Below are 21,216 nucleotides of genomic sequence, written 5' to 3'. Positions count from 1 at the left end.
TTCATCGACCGCGATACCGGAGTCGATTACGCGTCAGGTAATCGTTGCGCCACGAATTACGCTGCGGCACAGCCACGATTACGCACAATGAATCAGGGCGGAGTTAGAGGAACGGCTTCAGGGCCTGGTCGTCGCGGGCGACCACGGCGCGGCCGTCCGCCGTGGCGACGATCGGGCGCTGGATCAGCTTCGGGTGGTGCGCCAGCGTTTCGATCCAGTGCTCGCGGTCGGCGGGCGTGCGCGACCAGCCGCCCATGCCGAGTTCCTTCGCCTCGTCCTCGCCGGTTCGGGTGATGTCCCAGGGCTCGAGGCCGAGCTTGCCCAGCACGGAGCGGATCTCCTCGACATTCGGCGGATCCTCCAGATACCGCCGCTCGGCGTACGCGATTCCCGCCTCGTCCAGCGCGGCCTTCGCGGCACGGCTCTTCGTGCACCGCGGGTTGTGCCAGATCTCCATCTGCTCGGAAGTCATGGGCGGAACGATACCGAGCGGTGTTTCGGTCAGGCGATATCGGCCATGAACACACCCATGCGGCGGACCCCCAGCCGAGCGACCCGCGGCAGCCGCTCGTCGTCGGTGCCGGCGGGCAGTACTCGCGGATTCGTGATGCGCACGGTGCGCCCGGAGAGCCGCACCTCCGCCTCGCCCGCGGCTACCACGTTCTTCACCCAGTCGGTCTTGCCGTGCCCCAACAGAATCGCCAGCACCCCGCCCTTGCGGAAGGCGTTCACGACGGTCTCGTAGTCTCGGCCCGACCTGCGGCCTCGATGCTCGACGATCGCGAATGCGGGAAGGCGGTGCCCGACGCGCTTGAACACGGGGTTCACGTACTTCATCTGCAGCCGGTCGAGCCAGGCCGGGAACAGCATCGGCAGACCCGGGGCGTTGTCGGGATGGTCCTTGGCTGACATGGCAACTCCCGGTATCGATGTCGATTCGGCTCCCCGCGGACGATAGTGTCTCTGCGCGGCCACCGCGACAGGCCTGCGGAAATCTCATCCCACGGAGTGATTGCACGATGGCGCTCCCCCTCCGGCGGCATGCCCGGCTCACCCCGCAGCACTATGGACCGGCGCTCGAGTTGCGACGAATACTGTACGGGTGAAACGCTTTTCGGTGATCGCGGCGGCGGTTGCGCTGTCGGCGGTGCTGTGGCATTTCGGCAGCGGCCTGCGCCCGGTTCCCGGTCTGGCGTTCCTCGCACCGCTGCCGGTTTTGCTGCTCGCCGGGCGGGTCTCCCCCGCCGTGGCCTTCGTGTCCGGCACGGTCGCATGGCTGACCGGCGAACTGCAGATGTGGACGTATCTCACGAACACCCTCGAACAGCCGGCGCCGTTCACGGTCGCGCTGTTGGGCGGCTCGGCAGCCGTATTCGGCGGCCTCGTCACGCTGACCGGCATCCTGCTGACGCGCGGACGTCCCGCTGCCGCGACCCTGGCGCTGCCCGCCGGATGGACCGCATTCGAATTCGTGGTGTCGCTGACGAGTTCGACCGGGGCATGGTGGAGTATCGCCTACGCGCAGGCCGATGTGCGCCCACTCATCCAGTCGGCGTCGCTGACCGGAGTCTGGGGCATCACCTTCCTCATCCTGCTCGCACCGGCGGCGATCGCAGTGCTCGTGCATCCGGCTGTGACTGCCGCACAACGACTTCGCATCGCGAGCGCGACGGCCGTCGTCGCCGTCGGCGTGGCCGCATTCGGCGCCTGGCGCCTCGCCACCGAGCCGCAGCGCGAGACGGTCCGGGTCGGATTGGTCGCTGTCGCACAGCCACCGGACTTCGTCCCTGTCGACACCCCCGAAGGCCGGGACATGGTCACCCGCGCCGTCGCCGAGATCGACCGCCTCGCAGACCAGGGCGCGCGGGTTGTCGTCCTTCCGGAAAAGTCCTGGCGCGCAGATGAATCCACCCTGCCACTGCTGGCGGATCCACTCACCGAGGTGGCAGCTCGGCGCGATATTCATGTAATCGCAGGATTGGTCCTCACCCGCACCGGCGAGACCATCAACGCCGCCATCGACTTCCCGTCCCGGACGGTGTACGCCAAGCACTACCTCATCCCCGGCCTCGAGGACGAGTTCGCGGCCGGCACCGCCTATCGGCAGGTCCCGGGCGAACCCTGGTCCCTCACAGTCTGTTTCGACCTCGACCACCCCGCCCTGGTACGCGCGAACCGCAACCTCGGCTCGACAATGCTCCTGGTCCCCGCCCTCGACTTCACCGACGACTACTGGCTGCACAGCCGCATGGCGGTGCTTCGCGGCATCGAATCCGGCCTGGCCATAGCCCGTGCCCCGCAACTCGGCGAACTGGTAGCCAGCGACGCCCGCGGCCACATCCTGGCCTCGGCCCGAACCGACACCTCCCGCACCACAACCGTCCTCGCAACGATCCCCCAGCCATCCGCCCCAACTCTCTACGCTCGTTTCGGCGACTGGTTCGGCTGGATCGCCATCGCACTTTTCGCAATCACGCTCATCGGAGCCGCCTGGCCGCATACCCGCGCCCGCGGTACGGAAGTTCCCAAAGACCCTATTGGGAAGCGCATTTCACTGGCACCCTGATCTACCTGCTGGTAGCGAGTAGGGGTGGGATGGCGAAGGTCAGGCGGAGACTGAGTCTCGAGGCCGTGCTCATTGTTCGAGCGGCGCTCTGCGGTGGTCTCGCCCTGGGCATCGTGACCGCCGCACTGCACATCGGGAATGCCAGAGCGGCTGTCCGTCAGCAGATACCCGCCAACCCGATCGCCGCGATCACGGGACTTGTTCAGGGACAACTGAAATGGCCACAACCGGCCACCACAGTAGTGATTCAGCAGGTTGTCGTCGTCGTGCTCGCACTCGGTGTCCTGGCGGTAATCCGTCGCGTCGTCACGCGCGGACGACACGTCATCGACGCGAGCGCCAAATTCATGGGCACCGGCACGTCGCTTCGGCCGCTCACCGCCGACGGTGCACGACAGCAGGCGGCAGCGGCCGGTATCCGGCTCGGGGTGGAGGATCCACCCGGCATCGCCATCGGCACGGCCGTCGCGGGGAGGCAGCGGCTGTACGGAGCGTTCAACAATCTCTCTGTCGACATTTGGGGTCCCGGACAGGGCAAGTCGACCTGCCGGGCGATCCCGGCGATCCTCGACGCCGTCGGACCGGTCGTCGTGACCTCGACCAAGCGTGATGTCGTCGATACGACACGAGGCGTTCGCGACGAAAAGGGCAGTAGGACCTTTGTGTTCGACCCCGAAGGAGTGGCCGGCGAGTCGCCGACTTGGTACTGGGATCCCTTGATATGGGTCGATGCCCCGAGATGGGGCTGCGAGACGCGCGCCGCCCGCCTCGCCGGACATTTCGCGGACGCGGATCGATACACCGATGCTCGCGGCTACGCCGAGAGCATCGCCGAGGAACTTCTCACCCTGCTCTTTCTGGCCGCATCGGTCGACAATCGCCCCATAACTCAGGTGTGGGAATGGCTGGTGAACCCGATTCGCGGTGAACCCAGTGAGGCGCTGCACGTGGCCGCCGGAGGCTTCGGCATGCACGCGGGCGGAGAACTCCATGCGGCCGCGTCGGCACTCAGCGCGATCTACGGCACCGACTTCGATCAATTGGAGCGGATTCTCGGAGTTTCCAGGAGGATGGTTCGCTGCCTACAGTCTCCCGGCATACATAGGTGGCTGACCTCGGATCGCGATTCCCGGTACCGCCTCGATGAGTCCGAATTCATCGAAGGCAACTGGACGCTGTACACGCTGTCGGTACCCGGCCGGTCCGCGGCGGCGCCACTGGTGAGTGCACTCCTGGAGGCAGTGCTCGACACCGCGGTGCGCCGTGCGCAGAATTCACCGGATTTCATCCTCCCCGTCCCCCTGCTGGCGGTACTCGACGATGCCGCGAATGTTCTTACCTGGCGGGACTTTCCACAGCTCAGTAGCTACTACGGCGCGTACGGCATCGGGTTGATGACCATGCTGCAGTCGTGGGTGCAGGGCGTCCGGTGCTGGGGGCCGACCGGCATGAACGAACTCTGGTCCGCCGCCACCATCAAGGTTATCGGCGGCGGTACCGACGATGTCTCCTTCCTGCGCGACCGGATGGACGGCATCGGCAGCCACGATGTCGAATCGCGCGGTGTCGGCCTCGCCGCCAGCGGTCCCAGCTACTCGACATCGATGGGAACGGCCAACACGCTCGGCGTGTCCGAGCTGCGATCACTGCCGCGCGAGCGAGCCGTGCTGTTCGCGCCCGGCGTGGCCCCGGTACTGATCAAGACCGAACCGTGGTGGACCGGCCCCTACGCCGCCGACGTTCGAAGGTCACTCGAACGCCACGCTCCGCGCCCACGCCATCGACCGAGCGACTACCTCACTGTGCCTACTGCAATGACAGAGGTGCCTCCCCCGCCGGGCGCAGACGACCAGCCGGAAGATATTCGGCCACTCTGAGTGCGTTATTCGCGGAATCGACGCGACCGGCACTCATACGACATCCGAACCTCCACTCGCCGCGCGCAATTCGTCGCATGCGCGCAGCGCGTCCAGTGCGGATTCGGCCGACTCCCAGCCCTTACTTTCCCGCGAATCCGCAAACCCCGCCCGGTCGTGCGCCTGGGCCTCGTCATCGACGATGAGCACGCCGAATCCGACCGGCGTGCCGGTCTCGACGGCTACCGCCATCAAACCCGATGTCACTGCCTCCGAGAAGAATTCGAATCGCGGACTGTTCCCGCGAACGATGACGCCGAGTGCGACCACGGCATCCGCACCCGATCGCGCCGCGGTCTTGACCACGACGGGCAGGTGAAAGGTGCTCGAAACCCGCACCAGTGAATAGTCGACACCGGCCCGCCCCAGCGCGCCCTCGGCGCCCCGGATCAGACCACCCGCAGCCTCGTCGTGCCAGGTGCTCGCGACAACGACGACACGCCGGGCGTGGGTGACAGTCACCGCAACTCCTTCGGTACCGGCATCGGCTCGATAATCCGCATGATGAAATTGTCTCATCCACAACGGGTTCCGGGAGGACAGGTGGGCACCGCTGCAGCACCGGTCGCGGACGATCGGCTGGTGGTCGTCGCCGTCGCCACCTATCGGCGACCAGCGGGCTTGACCGCGCTGCTGCGGTCGCTGGCCGATCAGGTCATCGAACAACCGATCCGGGTGGTCGTCGTCGACAACGATCCGCTCGGATCCGCGCAGGGTGTGACATCGCGATTCGCCCCTGATGCTCACTACGCGGTCGAGGCGAGACCGGGCATTGCCGCAGCGCGCAACACGGCCCTGGCTGTCGCACTCGCCCTGCGGCCGTGGGCCATTGCATTCATCGATGACGACGAGGTGGCCGATTCCCGGTGGTTGCACGCGCTGGTGTCGGGCCTGCAACGCCACCGCGCGGATATCGCCACCGGCCCGGTGCGCTATCTGGTGCCGTACACGGCCGATGCCGAGGTGCGGCAGTCCTCGTATTCCCAGACCCTGGTGCGCGACGACGGCGCTCCCGTGAAGTATGTGGCGACCAACAATACGATCGTGCTGGCATCCTGGTTCGCCGACAGTCCCGATCTCCGATTCGACGAATCCTTCTCCCTCAGTGGCGGTTCCGATCTGGAATTCTTTCTGCGCCTCCAGGAGTCGGGCGCCAGCAGCGTATGGGTACCGCACGCGATCGTGACCACCCGCCTGCCGTTGCAGCGCTCGACCCGGCGGTGGCTGCTGCGGCGCGAACTGCGCAACGGCCAGCTCATCGCACGGCTGCGCATGCGATTCGACGGATACTCGCGCGGGCGGGCGATCTTGGTCGGATTGCTGCTGATTCAGCGCGGCACGCTGCGGTCGGTGTCCGGTCTCGTTGTCGGACAGGGGATTCCGATGTCCGCCCGGTACCATACGATGGCGGGCATCGGCTGGCTGCGCGCCGCGCTCGGCATGCTCTACGAAGAGTACCGGCGCGAGGGTCTGGGGGAGGTGGCGTGCGATGGGTGAATCCGACTGGGCCTCGGCAGCGGGCCCCTTTCCGCCCGATTGGTCACAGGCCGTACCCGATCTCCTAGTCGGCGCCTGCACCGGCCTGGTCATCGGCGTCGTACTCGCCTATGCGCAGCACCGCCGCGATCTCGGCCAGCGCCGGCGCGACACCCGGCGGGCCTGGGACCGCCTGCAGGCGCCACTGCGCCCGCTGTTCGACGGGCGGATGCAACCCGAAGTCGGACGCTGGATCGACGAGGAGCGAATTCGCCGGATCCTGCTGCTGCTGGAGGGGCAGCCGATCCAGGAATGGGCGCGCGACCTGGCTGATCCCACGTTGGCGGCACTGGTGCGCCTGGAACGCAACCTGAACCGCATCGCGCACATCACCGCGGTCGTCGACGAGCAGGTGGTCGGCGCCGTCCGCAGGCTGCGCCCGCCGCACATCCCGATCACCCGGTTGAACGAACGCCACCGCGAAGCCGTGCAGGCGGTCCGGGCGGTCCTGTTCGGAATACCGATCTCCCACGCACGGATCCTGAACGACCACGGTAGCCCCGAACAGGAACTCGCCGACTGGGCCCGAATCGTCCTCGCCGACACCGAGATTGCCCGCCATATCGCAGAATTCACCGCCGTCCGAACCGCGGTCGATCGAGACGTCCTCGCCATCTCCACGGCCTTGGCCGACAACGACGGGCTAGGGCTGTAAGCCACCCCGAACCGGCCGGGCGATGGTGAGCGGCCGGATCCGTGATCGCTGCACACGACCGACACTGCCCTGGTTCAAGTATGTGTCGTGGAACGCTTCGCGCACGGTGGCGGCGTCGGCCTGGTCGCGGGACGCTATATGGGTGACCACCTCGGACATGCGCCAGTAGTTCGACGGCACCAGGCGGCCGGACGTGACGGCCGCGAGGGCGACGTCTGCTGCCTCGTCCGGTTTGTCGGCGGCGGCCAGTGCCAGGCCCAAATCCAGGTTCGCCGAGGCGATCCGGCGTGGGCGGGCCGATGGTGCCGCGGCCAGATCGGCGAGGACGTGCCGGGCGTAGGACTCGGCGGCCGGGTCGCCGAGCCAGGCCAGGGTGGTGGCCACGTAGGCGTCGGATTTGGCTGGGTCGTAGTGAAAGTGGTGCTCGGGCCGGTCCGGCATCGGCCATCCGGATACCAGTCTGGCGACCCGGCGCAGCGCACCGTAGGTGCCCTCGCTGTCACCGAGTCGCGCCGATGCACGGCCCTCCTGCGCCGTCGCCTGAATGAACGCCGAACTGCCCTCCGGCGCGATGGCCTGAGCGGCGCGCGACAGCTCCGCCGCCGCCACGAACCTGCCGTCCGTGAGTTGCTGCCACGCCCTCGTCTCCAGGCACCACGCGGATATCTCGGGGTGCTCCGCTTCGGCGGCGAGATCCCACGCCAAGTGCCCGCGCGCGGCCGCCGCCGGTAGCTCGCCCAAGTCGATATGACACGTACTCGCCAGCAGTGACAGCCATCCGACCGCTACCAACAGCCGGCGATGCTGGGTCAGGGTCTTCTTGCCGTCCAGCAAGCGCGCGGCATAGCCGAGATGCGCGCGAATCTGCACCAGAAGATCGTCCGGCGGGATCGTCGGATAGCCCGCCGCCAGTTCGTCTACCGCCATCTCCAACCGGTCGAGGGTGTCGCCACCGACATCGGAGACGGCAACGCGCCGAAGCCATTCCGCGGCCGCCTGCTCACCGTCCGCCGCCTCGGTGAACACCAGCGAGCCCGGACCGAGCGCCGACACGTAAGCGGCAATGTGTTCGGGCCGTATCCGGCGCTGCCCGGTCTCCAACATCCCCAGCAGCGGCTTGCTCAGATAGGTTCGCGCCGACAATGCCGACAGGCTCAGCCCCGCCGCCTCGCGCGCGGCACGCAGGCGGGCACCGGTGACCGGATCGGGTTCCACCAGTCCAGCCTATGCGCATTACCGCAGCTGTAGACGCTTGTGGACGCGAATTCTCGTCGACTCCCACCCGATTCGGGCAATGCTCGAAACGGCCCCGCCGCCAGGTCGATCCCGCAGCCCGGCGTTCCCGGCAGCGGGTGCTCACCACCATTGATCCGACAGAAGGAGCGCACGACATGAATGCCGCGCCGGACGCTATCGGCTATCTGCGCAAGGACATCTCCGGGATTCACCAGCGATGGGATGAGATCCAGATGCGTTCCCTGGCACAGCGTTTGGGCTACAACCTGCGGAAGACCATCACCTTCGACACGCACACTGTGCACCCGGTGTACCGGCTGGGCATCGTCGCAACCCGATTGGAAGTCGACGCCGTATTCGTACCCAGCGCCGCCCATTTCGACGGCCGAATTCCGGCGGACCTCGTCGCCATCGCAGACGTGATCACCGTGTCGCCGGAGGCCACCTATGCCCGGTGGGGCAACGGTGAGCTGCCGGAGTTGAACGGTGTGTGAAATCTACACGTCGAAGTAGAGGTCGAATTCGAAGGGGTGGGGGCGGACGTTGATTTCGCCGATTTCGGCCTCTCGCTTGAGGCGGATCCAGGTTTCGATGAGGTCGTCGGTGAAGACGCTGCCCTGGGTGAGGTAGTCGTGGTCGGCCTCGAGGCGGTCGATTACCGCGTCCAGGCTGGGAGGTGTCTGGATTACCTCGGCGGATTCCTCCGGGGTGAGTTCGTAGAGGTCTTTGTCGATCGGGATGGCGGGCTCGATCTTGTTCGTGATGCCGTCCAGGCCCGCCATCATCATCGCCGCGAAGGACAGGTACGGGTTGCCGGACGAATCGGGGCAGCGGAATTCCAGGCGCTTGGCCGGGGCGCTCGTTCCCGTCACCGGAATGCGCACCGCCGCAGAGCGATTGCGCTGGCTGTACACGAGATTCACCGGCGCCTCGAAACCCGGCACCAGGCGCTTGTAGGAATTCACGGTCGGATTCGTGAACGCCAGCAGCGACGGTGCGTGATGCAGCAGCCCGCCGATGTAGTGCCGGGCGAGATCCGACAATCCGGCATAGCCCGCCTCGTCGTAGAACAGCGGCGACCCGTCCTTCCACAGCGACTGGTGCACATGCATGCCCGAACCATTGTCCCCGAACAGTGGTTTCGGCATGAAGGTCACCGTCTTGTCGTGCTCCCAGGCGGTGTTCTTCACGATGTACTTGTACAGCTGCAGATCGTCCGCGGCGGCCAGCAGCGTATTGAACCGGTAGTTGATCTCGGCCTGCCCCGCGGTGCCGACCTCGTGGTGCCCCTTCTCCAGTTCCAGGCCCGCACGCTGCAGGTTCGTGCACATCACATCGCGCAGATCGACGTCGTGATCGTAGGGAGCCACCGGGAAGTAGCCGCCCTTCGCCCGGATCTTGTAGCCCCGGTTCACCGTGCCGTCCGGATTGTATTTCTCGCCGGTATTCCAGTCCGCCGACTTCGAATCCACCTCGTAGAAGGCGCCGTTCATCGTCGTCTTGTAGCGCACCGCGTCGAAGATGTAGAACTCCGCCTCCGGTCCGAAATAGGCCGTATCGGCGAGGCCCGTGCTGCGCAGATACTCCTCGGCCTTCCGCGCGACATTGCGCGGATCGCGGCTGTAGGCCTCGCGGGTGTGCGGGTCGTGCACGAAACAGTTCACGTTCAGCGTCTTGGCCGCCCGGAACGGATCCAACCGGCACGTCCGCAGGTCCGGCAGCAGCAGCATGTCCGATTCGTGAATCTGCTGGAAGCCGCGCACCGACGAGCCGTCGAACGCGATGCCGTTGTCGACAAGATCGGCGCCGAACATCTTGGCGGGGATGGAGAAATGCTGCTGCACGCCGGGCACATCGCAGAAACGCACGTCGACGTATTCGACGTTCTCGGCGTGGATGTAGTCGGATACTCCGTCGGTGGTGGGGCTGATCACCGGTAACTCCTCGTGAACTCGCGGTACGCGCACTTTCCGCGAGGCGGCCTGGTCCCGGTCGGCTGCGCCCCGGTCGGGGTCCGGCAGTCTCCTCGTCGTGGTCCACCATACGACTTCTCGATCGTCTACGGAGTACGAATCGCATTGTGTACCAAGATCATTCAAGATCACCGCGATCGGGCGGAACGGTCGCGGCGCACCTACCCGCCTCGAGCTGCGGAATGTGCGGCAAGCACGGCAAGGGACACCCCGACTCGACTGGAGCGCCGGGCACACAGCACTCGACCCCGAGCTGTCCGGGACAGTAGGGTTCCAATCTGCGGCAATTCCGGACGAACGGACGACAATCCGATAACATTACTGACCAGTTCCGCCGTTTCGCCAGATCGGAGCCCTTGTTGAACCGCGTCATCACTGCTCACGCGACCGGCCGCCGCTCGTCGGTAGTGCACGGTGCACAAACCAGCCGGGCTCGCTCTGCGTTATTGCCGGTACCGACGACCGCCGCACTGCGGTGTGCTGGACACCACACCGCGGCCACCACCGTGACCGCGGACCACCCGTGAGCCAGAGGTAGGTTGTGAGTTCAGCAGCCCGGCCCCGCACCCTGTGCGAGGCATTCCAGAACAATGTCGCCCGCCATCCCGACGCCGTCGCGCTGCGGACCCTCGGTGACGACACGCGAATCACGTGGCGCGAGTACGGTTCCCGCGTCCGCGCCCTCGCCACCGGGCTCGCCGGCCTGGGCGTCGGGCAGGGCGGCACCGTGGCCTTGATGCTCACCAACCGCCCCGAGTTCCACCTCTGCGACACCGCCGTATTACACACGGGCGCAACGCCTTTCTCGGTCTACAACACCAATCCGGCGGAGCTGCTCGCCTACCAGTTCGGCAACGCGGGCAATACCGTGGTGATCTGCGAACAGCAGTTCGTCCCGCAGATCCTCGACGCGGTGGCGCGGGCCGCCGAACAGGGCCACCGAGTCGAACATGTGGTCTGCGTGGACGGCGCCCCGTCCGGCACTTTCTCGCTCGCCGACCTCGAGTCCGCCGAGACACCCGATTTCGACTTCGATTCCGCCTGGCGCGCAGTCGATCCCGAAGACCTCCTGACCATCGTGTACACCTCCGGCACCACCGGCCGCCCCAAGGGCGTGGAGCTCACCCACACCAACTTCATCGAAAACGCCCGCATCGTCGACGAATTCGGCGGCGGCAGCATCGACGACCGGGTGGTGTCCTACCTCCCCGACGCGCATGCCGCGAACCGGTGGTTCGCGCACTACCTCAACCTCCTCGAGGGTGGTCAGATCACCACGGTGCCCGATCTGAAGCAGGTCGCCGAGGCGCTGACGGAGGTGCACCCGACGGTCTTTCTCGGCGTGCCGCGCATCTGGGTGAAAGTCAAAGCGGCGCTGGAGGATCGGCTGGCCACCGAGAATCCGGTGCGCCGCGCGCTGGCCGCCTGGGCGATCGGCGCCGGCCGCGCCCGGGCGCGCGCGATCTCCGACGGCCGGACCCCGGGACCGCTCGCCACCGCGCAGTTCCGGCTCGCCGACCGCCTGGTGCTGTCCACCATCCGGGCCAAGCTCGGCATGGACCGGGTGCGGATCGCGGTGACGGGGGCCGCACCGATTCCCCGCGACACCCACGAGTTCTTCCTGGGGATCGGCCTGCCGTTGTGCGAGGGGTACGGCATGACCGAATGCACCGCCGGAGCCACCGTGACGCGTCCCGAGCGCGTCAAGATCGGCACCGTCGGCACTCCCCTGCCGGGTGCCGAGATCTCCATCGCCCCCGACGGCGAGGTGCTCATCCGCGGCGCGATGGTGATGCGCGGTTACCGCGGTGATCCCGAGAAGACCTCGGAGACAGTCGATTCCGACGGCTGGCTGCACACCGGCGATATCGGCGAACTCGATGCCGAGGGCTATCTGAAGATCGTCGACCGCAAGAAGGAACTGATCATCAACGCGGCGGGCAAGAACATGTCGCCGACCAATATCGAGAACACGGTCACCGAGAGCACCCCGCTCGCGGGCATCGTGGCCGTGATCGGCGACAACCGCCCGTTCAACACCGCGCTGATCTGCCTGGATCCCGATCTCGCGACCGCGTTCGCACAGCGGCACGGGCTACCCGATCACAGCATCGCCGCCCTCGCGCGGGATCCGCGGGTACGCGCCGCGGTCGAGGGGGGCATCGCGGCCGCCAATGCGAAGCTCTCACGAGTGGAGCAGGTGAAGAAGTTCGCGCTGCTCCCCGAGGTCTGGCAGCCGGGCACCGACTGCCTCACCGCCACCGGCAAGCTGCGGCGCAAACCGATCGCCGCGGCCTATGCCGATACCATCGAATCCCTGTACGCCGGCTGAGGCGGGACGGAGGAAGCAGTGGAGACGCCGACCCGGGACCGTGCCCTCGAGGCCCTGTATCTGCGCGCCGGCGCGCTCATGCGGGACTATTCCGATTCGATTCCGCCGTATCGGAGCATCCCGCGCTCGCTGGTGATGCCCGGCTGGGAGCGCGGCGCGAAGCTGAATATCGAACTGTTCTTCGACCTGCTGCGCCACGGGAACATGCCGGGGCCCGAGGACACTCGCGAGCTGGTCGAGCTCGCGCTGGACCGGGTGCGCGACGGCGAACCCCTCGAGGAGGTGCTGGGCCGCTATCGCCAAGGCGCCGAGTTCATCTTCGACCGATTGCGCGCGGCCGCCAGCGCGCGCGAACGCGAACTGCTCGCCGATGCCGCGCTGCCGCTGCTGCAGTACGTCACGCTGGTCGTGGAACGCATCGCCACGGCCTGTGTGCGCCGCGCCCACGATCCGCGCTGGGAACTGCTGGAGCGCCGCCGCGGCATCGCCGACGCCCTGCTCACCGGCCGCGATCCGGTGGAGTGGGCGGACGAGCCCGCCATCGCCGTACCGGAGGCATTTCTCGTCGCGGTGTTCCGCCTCGGGCCGGGCGCGGGTGGCCGCACGGGCGGCGACACCAGCGAACTGCGGCACTGCATCGAGTCGATTCCGGGCGTGTTCCTGCGCCTGGACAGCGGCGGCTGGACGGCGCTGGTGCCGCTGCAGCCGGGTGACGACGGCACCGCGACGGTCGCCAGCCTGTCCGGGCGGCTGCCCGCCCGCACCGGCCAGTCCGCGCCGCCGTTCTGGGTGGGTGTCGGCTCGGCCCGATCCCGCGCCGATATCCCGGCCGTATTCGCCGAGGCCCGGACCCTGGCCGAACTGGGCCGCTGCCTGAACCGCTCGGAGCTGGTCTGTGACCGCCGGGACCTGCAGTTCGAGTACACGGTCGCGGCCAGTGGTGCGGCCCGGCCCGGCCTGGCCACTGTCCTGGCCCCGCTGGATCCGCAGCCACTGCTGGCCGAGACCCTGGAGGTCTTCGTCGACAGCGGTTTCAACCAGCTCGCCACGGCCCGCCAGCTCAACATCCACCGCAATACCGTCACCTACCGGCTCGCCCGCGTCCATGAGCTGACCGGCCTCGACCCGCACCGGCCGACCGACGCCATGACGCTGTCCGCGGCGCGGATCGCGCGCAAGCTCGAATCCGCTTCGTTCGCACCATAATTCGGAGATCACGGCGCCATCGAGGGGCGGCGCGAGGAGGCCGACGCGCGGCGCATTGCGAGACGTCCAGAGATGCGCCCGCTTAGGCCCCACAACCTCGGCGATCTTGTTCGGATGCACAACCCGTTCCGCCCCGGTCTTGGCTATTGCCGGTACCCGACACATATCTCTGTGCGGTGTGCTGAAACCGACGAAGAGGTCACGCGCGGTCGCGCGCGGCCAGAGGGATTTCAGTAGAGGTGGATTCGTTGAGAAGTTCGACCCGGCCGCACCGGCGCGGCCGCATCGTCACCTTCGCCGCCGCGGGAGTCACCGCGGTCGCGCTCACCGTGCAGTGCGCGCCGACGGCCGGTGCGGTCCCCGCCGCGGGACCGGTGCCCGACGCCCCCGCGAATTTCGGCCTGCCCGCCGACTACCAGCCCACACCCGCCCCGTACGGCGTGGGATATCAACTGGGACAGGTGGTTCCGCTCGCCGACGGCACTCAGATCCAGGCCGAGGTGCGCTACCCCACCGATCCCGCCACCGGGCAGCGCGCGGCGGGTGAGTTCCCGGTCGTGTTGAACTTCACCACCTACGGTGCCGTGTCGAGCGCGCTGACCGCCGCCGTCACCAGCGTCATCGACGAACTGCACATCCCGCTGCCCGATCAGCTGAAGGACGCCCGCCGCATCATCAACCAGGCCACCAGCGCGCAGGACATGCTGGTGCGGCACGGCTATATCGAGGTCGTCGCCGACGTCCGCGGCACCGGCGCCTCCACCGGCGCGTGGAATCCGGCGTCGGCGCAGGACGGCGCCGACGGCGCGCAACTGGTCGACTGGGCAGCGAGACTGCCGGGGTCCAGCGGCAAGGTGGGCATGTACGGCTACTCGTTCCCGGCGCTCAACGCCTTGCGCACGGCCGAAACCGTCGGCCCCGGTTCGCCGTTGAAGGCGATCGTGCCGATGGCCATGCCCAACAACATCTTCAACGAGGTGCTCGGCCACGACGGCATGATGAGCCCGCTGCTGCTGACGGTCATCGCGCTGATGGTGCCGTACATGAGCCTCATCGGCCCGTTCCTGTCCGCGCCGATCACCCCGCAGCTGTTCCTGAAGTCCCTGGTCGACCACCTGCAGGCCATCGCCGGATCCGACAGCACGGTCCGGATGCTGCTCGACGCCTACACCGGCGGGCCCACCGCCTACGAGGAGCAGTACTGGACCGACCGCCGCTTCGAGACCGACCTGCACAAGCTGACCGACAACGGGATCGCCATGTACCAGGTGGGCGGGCTCTGGGATCTCTATCAGGAAGGCCCGTGGCGCAACTACTCCCAGCTGCAGAACCTCGCCGCCGGCCGCGACCAGTTCGCACCGATGGCACCGGATCAGCAGGCGGACGGGCGTTTTCAGCTACTGATGGGCCCCTGGTACCACGTGGGCCTCGGCTTCGGGCCGGGATCGCGGCTGGATACCGACAAGATCGTGCTGGCCTGGTTCGACCGCTGGCTCAAGGACATTCCCAACGGCGTCGACAACACCGATACTCCACTGCATGTCATCGATCCGAACAATGTCGCGGCGGATACAGCGCGATATCCGTTCGAGCAGAGCACAATTCAGCGCCGATACCTCGACGGCGATCGCCTGGTCGCGCAGCCGCCGACCGTGGCCGAGGCGTCGGATCGCCTGGACTACACCGGAATCGACAACATCTGCAACAGGCAGACCCTCGCGCAGTACACCGGCGGCCTGCTGGACTTCTTGTTCCGGGTGTTCAACGCGTACAACCCGTGCACCGAGCGGGTGCTGCCGCCGACCGCCGGACCGAAGTACACCATGGATCCCGTCACCGAGCCGACGGTCCTGGCAGGACCCGCCAGCGTCACGGTGCACGCGTCCTCGACCAGCACCGACGCCGCCCTGCAGGTGTGGCTCGACGACGTCGCCCCCGACGGCAGCTCGGTCAACATCACCGGCGGGTCGCAGCTGGCCAGCCAGCGCACCCTCGACGAGGCGCAGACCTGGCGGACGGCCGACGGCACGGTCTACGCGCCCGAACACGCGGTGCGCAAGGACAACGAGCGACTGCTCACCCCCGGCGAGACGGTGCCGCTGGAGATCAAGCTGCGGCCGACGTTCTACCGCCTGGAACCCGGGCACGCCCTGCGGCTGCGGATCACCAGCGGCACCTTCCCGTCGACCATCCCGATCCCCACCGACCTGCCGCGCCTGCTCGGTTCCTCGCAGCAGATCCACCGGGATGCGGCGCGGCCGTCGGAGCTGGTGGTGCCGCTGGCGCCCGCGCGCTCGTTCGGGCGCTGATCGGCGACCGTAAAAATCGCGCGAAGCCGAGGTGAATTCCGGTTGTCGGATTCAGCCCCCGATCTGACAACCGAATACACAATCGGACTACATGACACGTCATAAGGTAAGGCAGAAGAGCTACCGTCCGAAATTAACTGGTCGGTAGCTCTCTTTCTTTTGCGGCACGGCCGATTACGGTGATCGAACTCACCGTCACATCCACTGGTCGAATGTCCTAGAGTCATCCGCATTCCGGCGAACGACGAGGTCACCGGTAAATTCCGACAATCCGCGCACGCCCCGACACGTGCGCCCATATTTCCCGTGCCGAACCGGGAAATCACCGTCCGTTCGACATTTTCTGAACACATCGGATGAGGGATGTTAATGGAGTTCATCGAACTGGCCGACTACCCCGTGCGGGCCGGGCGGGTGACCGAATGGCTGCCCACCGCCCGGACACACTGGGCCGACTGGCCGCGCGACTCTCGCGCCGTCTCCTACAACCACGAATATCACCTGCGAAACGCCCTCGAGCACAGCCGGGTCCGCACCCGGGAGCACAGCTGGCTCGGCCACGTCCTGCGCATCGACGGACCGCTCGACGGCCCGGCCTGGCAGACCGCGCTGGAGGCGTGGGTCGACCGCCACGAGGTGCTGCGCAGCCACGTCGCCGTGGAGGGCGGCCGCACCGCCCGCTACACCCTGGGCCCCGGCGCGGTCCGGGTGCGTCCGGTCGAGGCCGCGCAGCCCGCCACCGCGATGTCCACCTACCGGCTCGTGCAGCAGTTGCTCGACGACCGCACCTCACCGCTGGACTGGCCCGCGCACCTGTGCGTGACCATCGACGGGCGCGATTCGTTCACCGCGATCGTGGCCGCGGATCACGCGGTGATGGACGGGTATTCGACCACCTCGATCGGCGGCGAGCTGCGCGCCCTCTATGCCGCGGCGCGCTCCGGCGGCCGAGCGGAACTCCCCGAAACCGCCAGCTACGTGGACTTCTGCGGTAAGGAGCGGCAGCGCGCCGACGCCACCGGCACCGACCACCCGGCCGTGGCCCGCTGGCGTGAATTCCTGTCCGGCACTGCCGGCGAGCGCCCGCGTCCCGGCGTACTGGCCGATGCCGCCGCCCGGCCGGTGACACCGGTACTGCCCGACGACGCCGTGCATGCGGCTGCGCCGCAACGCACACTGGCGATCGAGGTGCTCGACGCCGCGGCGACCGAGCGCGCCGCCGCCGCCACCCGGGAGCAGGGGCACGGCCTGGTCGCCGCGCTGCTCGCGGCCTTCGCCGCAGCCGGTACCGAGCCCACCGGCGCCGCCGAATTCCGGTCCGTGGTGCCGATGCACACCCGCGACGAACCGCGCTGGGCGGGTAGCCTGGGCTGGTTCGTGGGGTTGGCGCCGTACCGAATCGACTGTGACGCACGGGGTCTCGCCGACCTCATCGCGCCGTCGGGAGACGAACTGCGCCGCGTGCGCGATGCCGCGACCGTGCCCTTCGCACGGGTGAGCGAACTCCTCGACATCCGCCCGCGCATCTCGCTCATGGTGTCCTACATGGATATTCGCGCCATGATCGGCGCCGACGACTGGCCCGGCACCGACACCCGGTGGTTGCGTAGCCGCACCCGGTCGGCCGACGAGTTCTTCTTCTGGTTCCTGCGCACCACCGCCGGCGTCACGCTCAATATGCGTTACCCCGGGACAGCTCGCGCCACCCGCGACGTCCACCGGCACGTGCTGCGCGTGCGCCGGTTGCTCGACGACTACGCCCGCCGGGGCGACGCCCGCCTGCGCATCGCATCGCACGACCCGTTCGGCACCACCCCCACCTCCCGGAGCATCGGACAAGGAGCGTCGACATGGAGATGATCCACCTCACCGATTGGCTGCCCAAGCCCGGCGAACTACTCGAATTCGTGCCCACCGCAACCGCTTCGCTGGCCGCGGCCGCGGCGCCGCCCGCGCCGATCCCGCCCTCCTACATTCAGGAATTCCATATTCGGTACTGGCGGGAGAAGCGCCGCGCGGCCGAGCCCGACGAGGTCGCCCGCAGCGTCCGCACCGAGCTGTCGCTCTGCTTCAGCATCGCCACACCGCTGGACCGCACCGCGCTGCGCCAGGCGTTCACCGAGTTCCTGCGCCGCCACGACAGCCTGCGCTGCTGGTTCGATGTGGACGACACGACGATGACGCGGCACCTGCTCGACGCGGACACCGTCGAACTGGAGACGGTGTTCGTGGGCGCCTACGCCTCCGGCGAGGCGCTGCGCGACCGCTTGGCCGCCCGGTTCCAGGCGCCCGACCCGACCGCGTGGCCCGCCTTCGCGCTCGGCGCCATCGACCACGGAACCGACGGATTCACGGTCTATTTCAGCGTCGATCACGCGTTCTCCGACGGCACCTCCCTGGTCGCCGCGATCTTCGAACTGCATCAGCTCTATTCCGCGTACCTCGGAGACGCCGCTCCCGCGCTGCCCGCCGTCGCCGGATACGCCGAATATGCCCGGCAGGAGCGGGATCTGGTGTCCGGGCGGCCCCCGGAGCTGGAACGGCTCGCCCGCCTGCTCGCCGACAACGCCGACCACATCCGGCCCACGCCCTGGGATCTGGGTCTCGAGCCCGGCGAGTTCGGCGACAGCACCGGCCTGCGATTCGACCTGCTGACCGGGGACCAGTGCGACGCGTTCACCGCCGCCTGCGCGGACGCCGGTGGATCGTTCGCCTCCGGTCTGTACGCGGCCGTCGCGCTCACCGAACTCGAATTGGCAGGGCGCACACAGTATCTCGGCCTCAATGTGGTCGGAACTCGCAACGATCCGCGGTTCCAGTTCACCCAGGGATGGTTCATCAATCTGCTGCCCGTCGCCTTCGAGGTCGGCCACGACGCACGGTTCACCGAGCTCGCCGCCCGCGCCCGCGCCGCGCTCAACGACATCAAACCGCTGACCGGAATACCACTGCTGGCCGCGCTCCCCCGCGCCGCCGAACTCGCCGGGCGGGAACTGCCGCCCGTCCGCGACTGGCCCTGGGTGTCGTACATGGATATGCGGCCGATCTCCGGCGACATGCTGGAGCGGTCGCTGCCGGGCCTGCACGGTATTCGCGGACTCGGGTCCTCCTCGCGGATCGCACAACCCTCTCCGCTGTGGTTCAACCGGGAGGCCGACCGGGTGCATGTCGCGGTGATGTTCCCCGATACCGAGCGGGCGCACGCCTCGGTCACGAACTATCTCGAACGGCTGCGCACCGTGCTGCGCGAGGTCGCGGCCACCGGTGAATTCACCTCTGCGGCATCGGGTTCCGAGGTGACCTAATGGATCTCGCATTTCTCGACCAGCTGGCCGTGCCGCCGGGCACCCTGCTGGAGTGGGCGGTGTCGGCCGAGCCCGGCGCGGCGCCCGATCCGACGCCGCCCACCGCCAACCAGACCCTGCATCTGTCCACCGGCGGCCCGACCACCTGGCTGGCCGCCGCCTTCGACGTGCCCGGCCCGATCGACGAACCGGCGCTGCAGGCCGCATTCGCCGCCTGGCTGCCCCGTCACGACGCCCTGCACTGCTGCTTCTCGGACACCGGCACCGGCGGACCCGCCGTGCACCTGGTGGCCGACGACGAGATTCGGCTGACTCCGCTACCGGCGGTGCCGGTGTCGTCGGGCAGCGAGTTGCGCGAGCTGCTGGGTGAACGGCTCGATGCGGCGTGCGCGCCGTTCACCTTCCCGCCGTACTTCCTCGGAGCGATCAGCAGGCCAGAAACCTCCACGGTGATCTGCGGATTCGATCACGCCATCTGCGATGCGTGGTCGATCACCGTCGCCGTCACCGAGCTGACCGAGCTGTACCGGGTCGCCTCCGACGACGGGCACGCCGCGGTCGCGACGGCCGCCGGGAGATTGCCGGAGCCGGGCAGCTTCCTGTGCTACTGCACCAGGGAAGCGGCCGCGCCCCGAGCGACCACCGGTCCCCTGCTGCGCGACTGGCACGAGTTCCTGCAGGCCGCCGGAAACGATCTGCCGCACTTCCCACTCGATCTCGGCGTGCCCGCCGGAACCCTCGCCCCGCCCGCGGGCGACGTCCGGTCGATACTCGCACCGAGCAGCATGGCCGCGCTGCACCGCAAGGCGCGCGCCGACGGACATTCGGTATTCGCCACGCTGCTCGCGGCGGTGGCGCACACCGTGGCCAAACTCGGCGGGCCCGGCCACACCGACCTCGTATTTCCGGTACACACCCGGCGAGAACCGCGCAACCACAACACATTCGGCTGGCTGGTGGCCAACGCTCCGGCTCGCATCCGGGCCGAGGCAGATCCGGCGGCGACGGTGCCGGGCGCGGACGCGGCGATCCGGACCGGGCAGCGGCTCGCACAGGTACCCGCCCTCACGGTGTTCGACTCGATGCCGACCGGCCTGCGCCGCACCAGGGACGGATTGTTCAGTGTCTCCTACACCGACTACCGGCATCTCCCCGGCGGTTCGCGCAGCGACACCGGGCGCGCGCTGCCCCGGCGGGCGACCCAGATCAGCCGCTCCGCCCCGGTGGACGACGTCCAGCTGTGGTTCGCCCGCACCGACGACGGCCTGACACTGCGCACCCGATTTCCCGACACGGGGGTGGCGCGCGCTGTGGTCGATGAATTCCTCTGTGTCCTCACCGATCTTGTTCAAACCTCCGCCCGCGGCTGACAGGCCCTCACACGGGCCATACTTCCCGCACCCTCGCCTCTTCCCGCACTCCCTACACGTGCTGCAGGGAGTGCGGGAACGCGCAGGGAGTGCGGGGAGCCGGGGCCACGGCTGACATAAACGTGCCTTGTGGGCAATATTGCCTAGTGGGCATTTTTGGGTGATACTGGGTGCATGGCCGACGAACGTACCCTCGGGCTCCGCGATCGGAAGAAGCTCGACACCCGCCGGGCGCTGAGCGATGCCGCGCTGGAGCTCACCTTCGAACGCGGCCTGGAAAACGTTGTGCGCGAGGATATTGCGGCACGGGCCGGGGTTTCGGTGCGGACCTTCAGCAACTACTTCGCCAACAAACACGAGGCGCTGGGCTACCGGCAGATCGAGCGGATTCGGCGCAGCATCGAACTGCTGCGCACCCGGCCCGCCGAGGAACCGATGTGGGCGGCGATCACGGCGGCGGTACTGGAACCGTTCCATGCCGACGAGGTGCCCGATGCGCGGCCCACGCGGGCGCAACTGGCCGAGGTTCGCAAGATCGTCGAATCTCCCGAGATCCGAAGCGTGCTGGCGGGGACCACCTTTCACGACATGGCCGCGGTCATCGCCGAGCGGAGCGGCACCGATCCAAACCGGGACCTCTACCCCCGATTGATGGCCGGAGCGGTCGCCGCGGCCTATCAGGCCGCATCCGAGATCTACGTCCACTCCGACCCCCCGGTGGTCATCACAACCGTGCTGCGCCAAGCCCTTTCGGCGATGGCGGACGGGATCCCGGAACCGGCCCACTGACACAACCGACAAACGAATAACCG

General features: G+C 67.9%; 17 protein-coding genes. 12 read left to right on the top strand and 5 right to left on the bottom strand.

All coding sequences use genetic code 11. The features are described 5' to 3' along the window. Positions 1 to 103: 103 nt before the first annotated feature. Together NM1_RS15885 and NM1_RS15880 are read right to left on the bottom strand one after the other, a co-directional pair. Positions 104 to 472, bottom strand: a complete 369-nt coding sequence (locus tag NM1_RS15885; protein ID WP_068020219.1) for an arsenate reductase family protein — start codon at positions 470 to 472, stop codon at positions 104 to 106. A gap of 29 nt (positions 473 to 501) precedes the next feature. Further along, positions 502 to 912 (bottom strand): nitroreductase family deazaflavin-dependent oxidoreductase, encoded by a 411-nt coding sequence (locus tag NM1_RS15880; protein WP_068020216.1) that lies wholly within the window; start codon positions 910 to 912, stop codon positions 502 to 504. A 190-nt stretch (positions 913 to 1,102) separates the two neighbouring features. Here NM1_RS15880 and NM1_RS15875 point away from each other — a divergent pair, with 190 nt between their 5' ends. Both NM1_RS15875 and NM1_RS15870 read left to right on the top strand, forming a co-directional pair. Continuing rightward, positions 1,103 to 2,566, top strand: a complete 1,464-nt coding sequence (locus NM1_RS15875; protein WP_068020214.1) for a hypothetical protein — start codon at positions 1,103 to 1,105, stop codon at positions 2,564 to 2,566. Between the two features lie 65 nt (positions 2,567 to 2,631). After that, entirely contained in the window at positions 2,632 to 4,443 is a 1,812-nt protein-coding gene (locus tag NM1_RS15870) for a type IV secretory system conjugative DNA transfer family protein (RefSeq protein ID WP_246011311.1), read from the top strand. Positions 4,444 to 4,476: 33 nt separating this feature from the next. On the opposite strand, the gene ribH is transcribed toward NM1_RS15870, so the two are convergent. Then, a complete protein-coding gene (ribH, locus tag NM1_RS15865; protein ID WP_068020210.1) occupies positions 4,477 to 4,944 on the bottom strand; it encodes a 6,7-dimethyl-8-ribityllumazine synthase in 468 nt (155 codons plus the stop codon). Between the two features lie 81 nt (positions 4,945 to 5,025). Between ribH and NM1_RS15860 the strand changes: the two genes are divergently transcribed. Both NM1_RS15860 and NM1_RS15855 read left to right on the top strand, forming a co-directional pair. Then, positions 5,026 to 5,979, top strand: a complete 954-nt coding sequence (locus NM1_RS15860; RefSeq protein ID WP_068020209.1) for a glycosyltransferase family 2 protein — start codon at positions 5,026 to 5,028, stop codon at positions 5,977 to 5,979. Then, positions 5,972 to 6,673 (top strand): hypothetical protein, encoded by a 702-nt coding sequence (locus NM1_RS15855; RefSeq protein ID WP_068020208.1) that lies wholly within the window; start codon positions 5,972 to 5,974, stop codon positions 6,671 to 6,673. Before NM1_RS15860 ends, NM1_RS15855 begins: the two co-directional genes overlap by 8 nt. Here the strand turns inward: NM1_RS15855 and NM1_RS15850 are convergent. Beyond that, positions 6,662 to 7,888, bottom strand: a complete 1,227-nt coding sequence (locus tag NM1_RS15850; RefSeq protein ID WP_084519680.1) for an NsdA family TPR-like regulatory protein — start codon at positions 7,886 to 7,888, stop codon at positions 6,662 to 6,664. The two genes, NM1_RS15855 and NM1_RS15850, sit on opposite strands and share 12 nt — an antisense overlap. A 176-nt stretch (positions 7,889 to 8,064) precedes the next feature. On the opposite strand from NM1_RS15850, the gene NM1_RS15845 reads away from it, so the two are divergent. Further along, the gene (locus NM1_RS15845; protein ID WP_068020271.1) at positions 8,065 to 8,403 is read left to right on the top strand and encodes a hypothetical protein; all 339 of its coding nucleotides are present in this window, start codon (positions 8,065 to 8,067) and stop codon (positions 8,401 to 8,403) included. Positions 8,404 to 8,406: 3 nt separating this feature from the next. On the opposite strand, the gene glnA is transcribed toward NM1_RS15845, so the two are convergent. Further along, positions 8,407 to 9,843 (bottom strand): type I glutamate--ammonia ligase, encoded by a 1,437-nt coding sequence (gene glnA / locus NM1_RS15840; protein WP_068020207.1) that lies wholly within the window; start codon positions 9,841 to 9,843, stop codon positions 8,407 to 8,409. Positions 9,844 to 10,423: 580 nt separating this feature from the next. On the opposite strand from glnA, the gene NM1_RS15835 reads away from it, so the two are divergent. The 7 genes from NM1_RS15835 (at position 10,424) to NM1_RS15805 (ending at position 21,193) form a co-directional block, all read left to right on the top strand. Further along, positions 10,424 to 12,214: an AMP-dependent synthetase/ligase gene (locus NM1_RS15835; protein WP_068020202.1), complete on the top strand. Its 1,791-nt coding sequence runs from the start codon at positions 10,424 to 10,426 to the stop codon at positions 12,212 to 12,214. Positions 12,215 to 12,232: 18 nt separating this feature from the next. Further along, complete coding sequence (locus NM1_RS15830) at positions 12,233 to 13,420, top strand: PucR family transcriptional regulator (protein WP_068020200.1); 1,188 nt, start codon at positions 12,233 to 12,235, stop codon at positions 13,418 to 13,420. A 248-nt stretch (positions 13,421 to 13,668) separates the two neighbouring features. Beyond that, positions 13,669 to 15,729, top strand: a complete 2,061-nt coding sequence (locus NM1_RS15825) for a CocE/NonD family hydrolase (protein WP_169814275.1) — start codon at positions 13,669 to 13,671, stop codon at positions 15,727 to 15,729. 369 nt (positions 15,730 to 16,098) lie between these two features. Next, positions 16,099 to 17,589 carry a condensation domain-containing protein gene (locus tag NM1_RS15820; protein WP_068020195.1) on the top strand — a complete coding sequence of 497 codons (1,491 nt, stop codon included), beginning with the start codon at positions 16,099 to 16,101 and terminating at the stop codon, positions 17,587 to 17,589. Beyond that, positions 17,580 to 19,034 (top strand): condensation domain-containing protein, encoded by a 1,455-nt coding sequence (locus NM1_RS15815; protein WP_068020194.1) that lies wholly within the window; start codon positions 17,580 to 17,582, stop codon positions 19,032 to 19,034. Before NM1_RS15820 ends, NM1_RS15815 begins: the two co-directional genes overlap by 10 nt. Continuing rightward, entirely contained in the window at positions 19,034 to 20,404 is a 1,371-nt protein-coding gene (locus NM1_RS15810; RefSeq protein WP_068020192.1) for a condensation domain-containing protein, read from the top strand. The genes NM1_RS15815 and NM1_RS15810 overlap by 1 nt, the downstream gene beginning before the upstream one ends. 174 nt (positions 20,405 to 20,578) lie before the next feature. Continuing rightward, positions 20,579 to 21,193, top strand: coding sequence for a TetR/AcrR family transcriptional regulator (locus NM1_RS15805; RefSeq protein ID WP_068020189.1), 615 nt, complete (start codon positions 20,579 to 20,581; stop codon positions 21,191 to 21,193). Positions 21,194 to 21,216 lie beyond the last annotated feature (23 nt).

Source organism: Nocardia mexicana NBRC 108244 (genome assembly GCF_001613165.1).
GTDB classification, from domain to species: Bacteria; Actinomycetota; Actinomycetes; order Mycobacteriales; family Mycobacteriaceae; genus Nocardia; species Nocardia mexicana.
The sequence above is the reverse complement of the archived record's forward strand: the minus strand, read 5'-3'. Positions and strand labels throughout refer to the sequence as shown.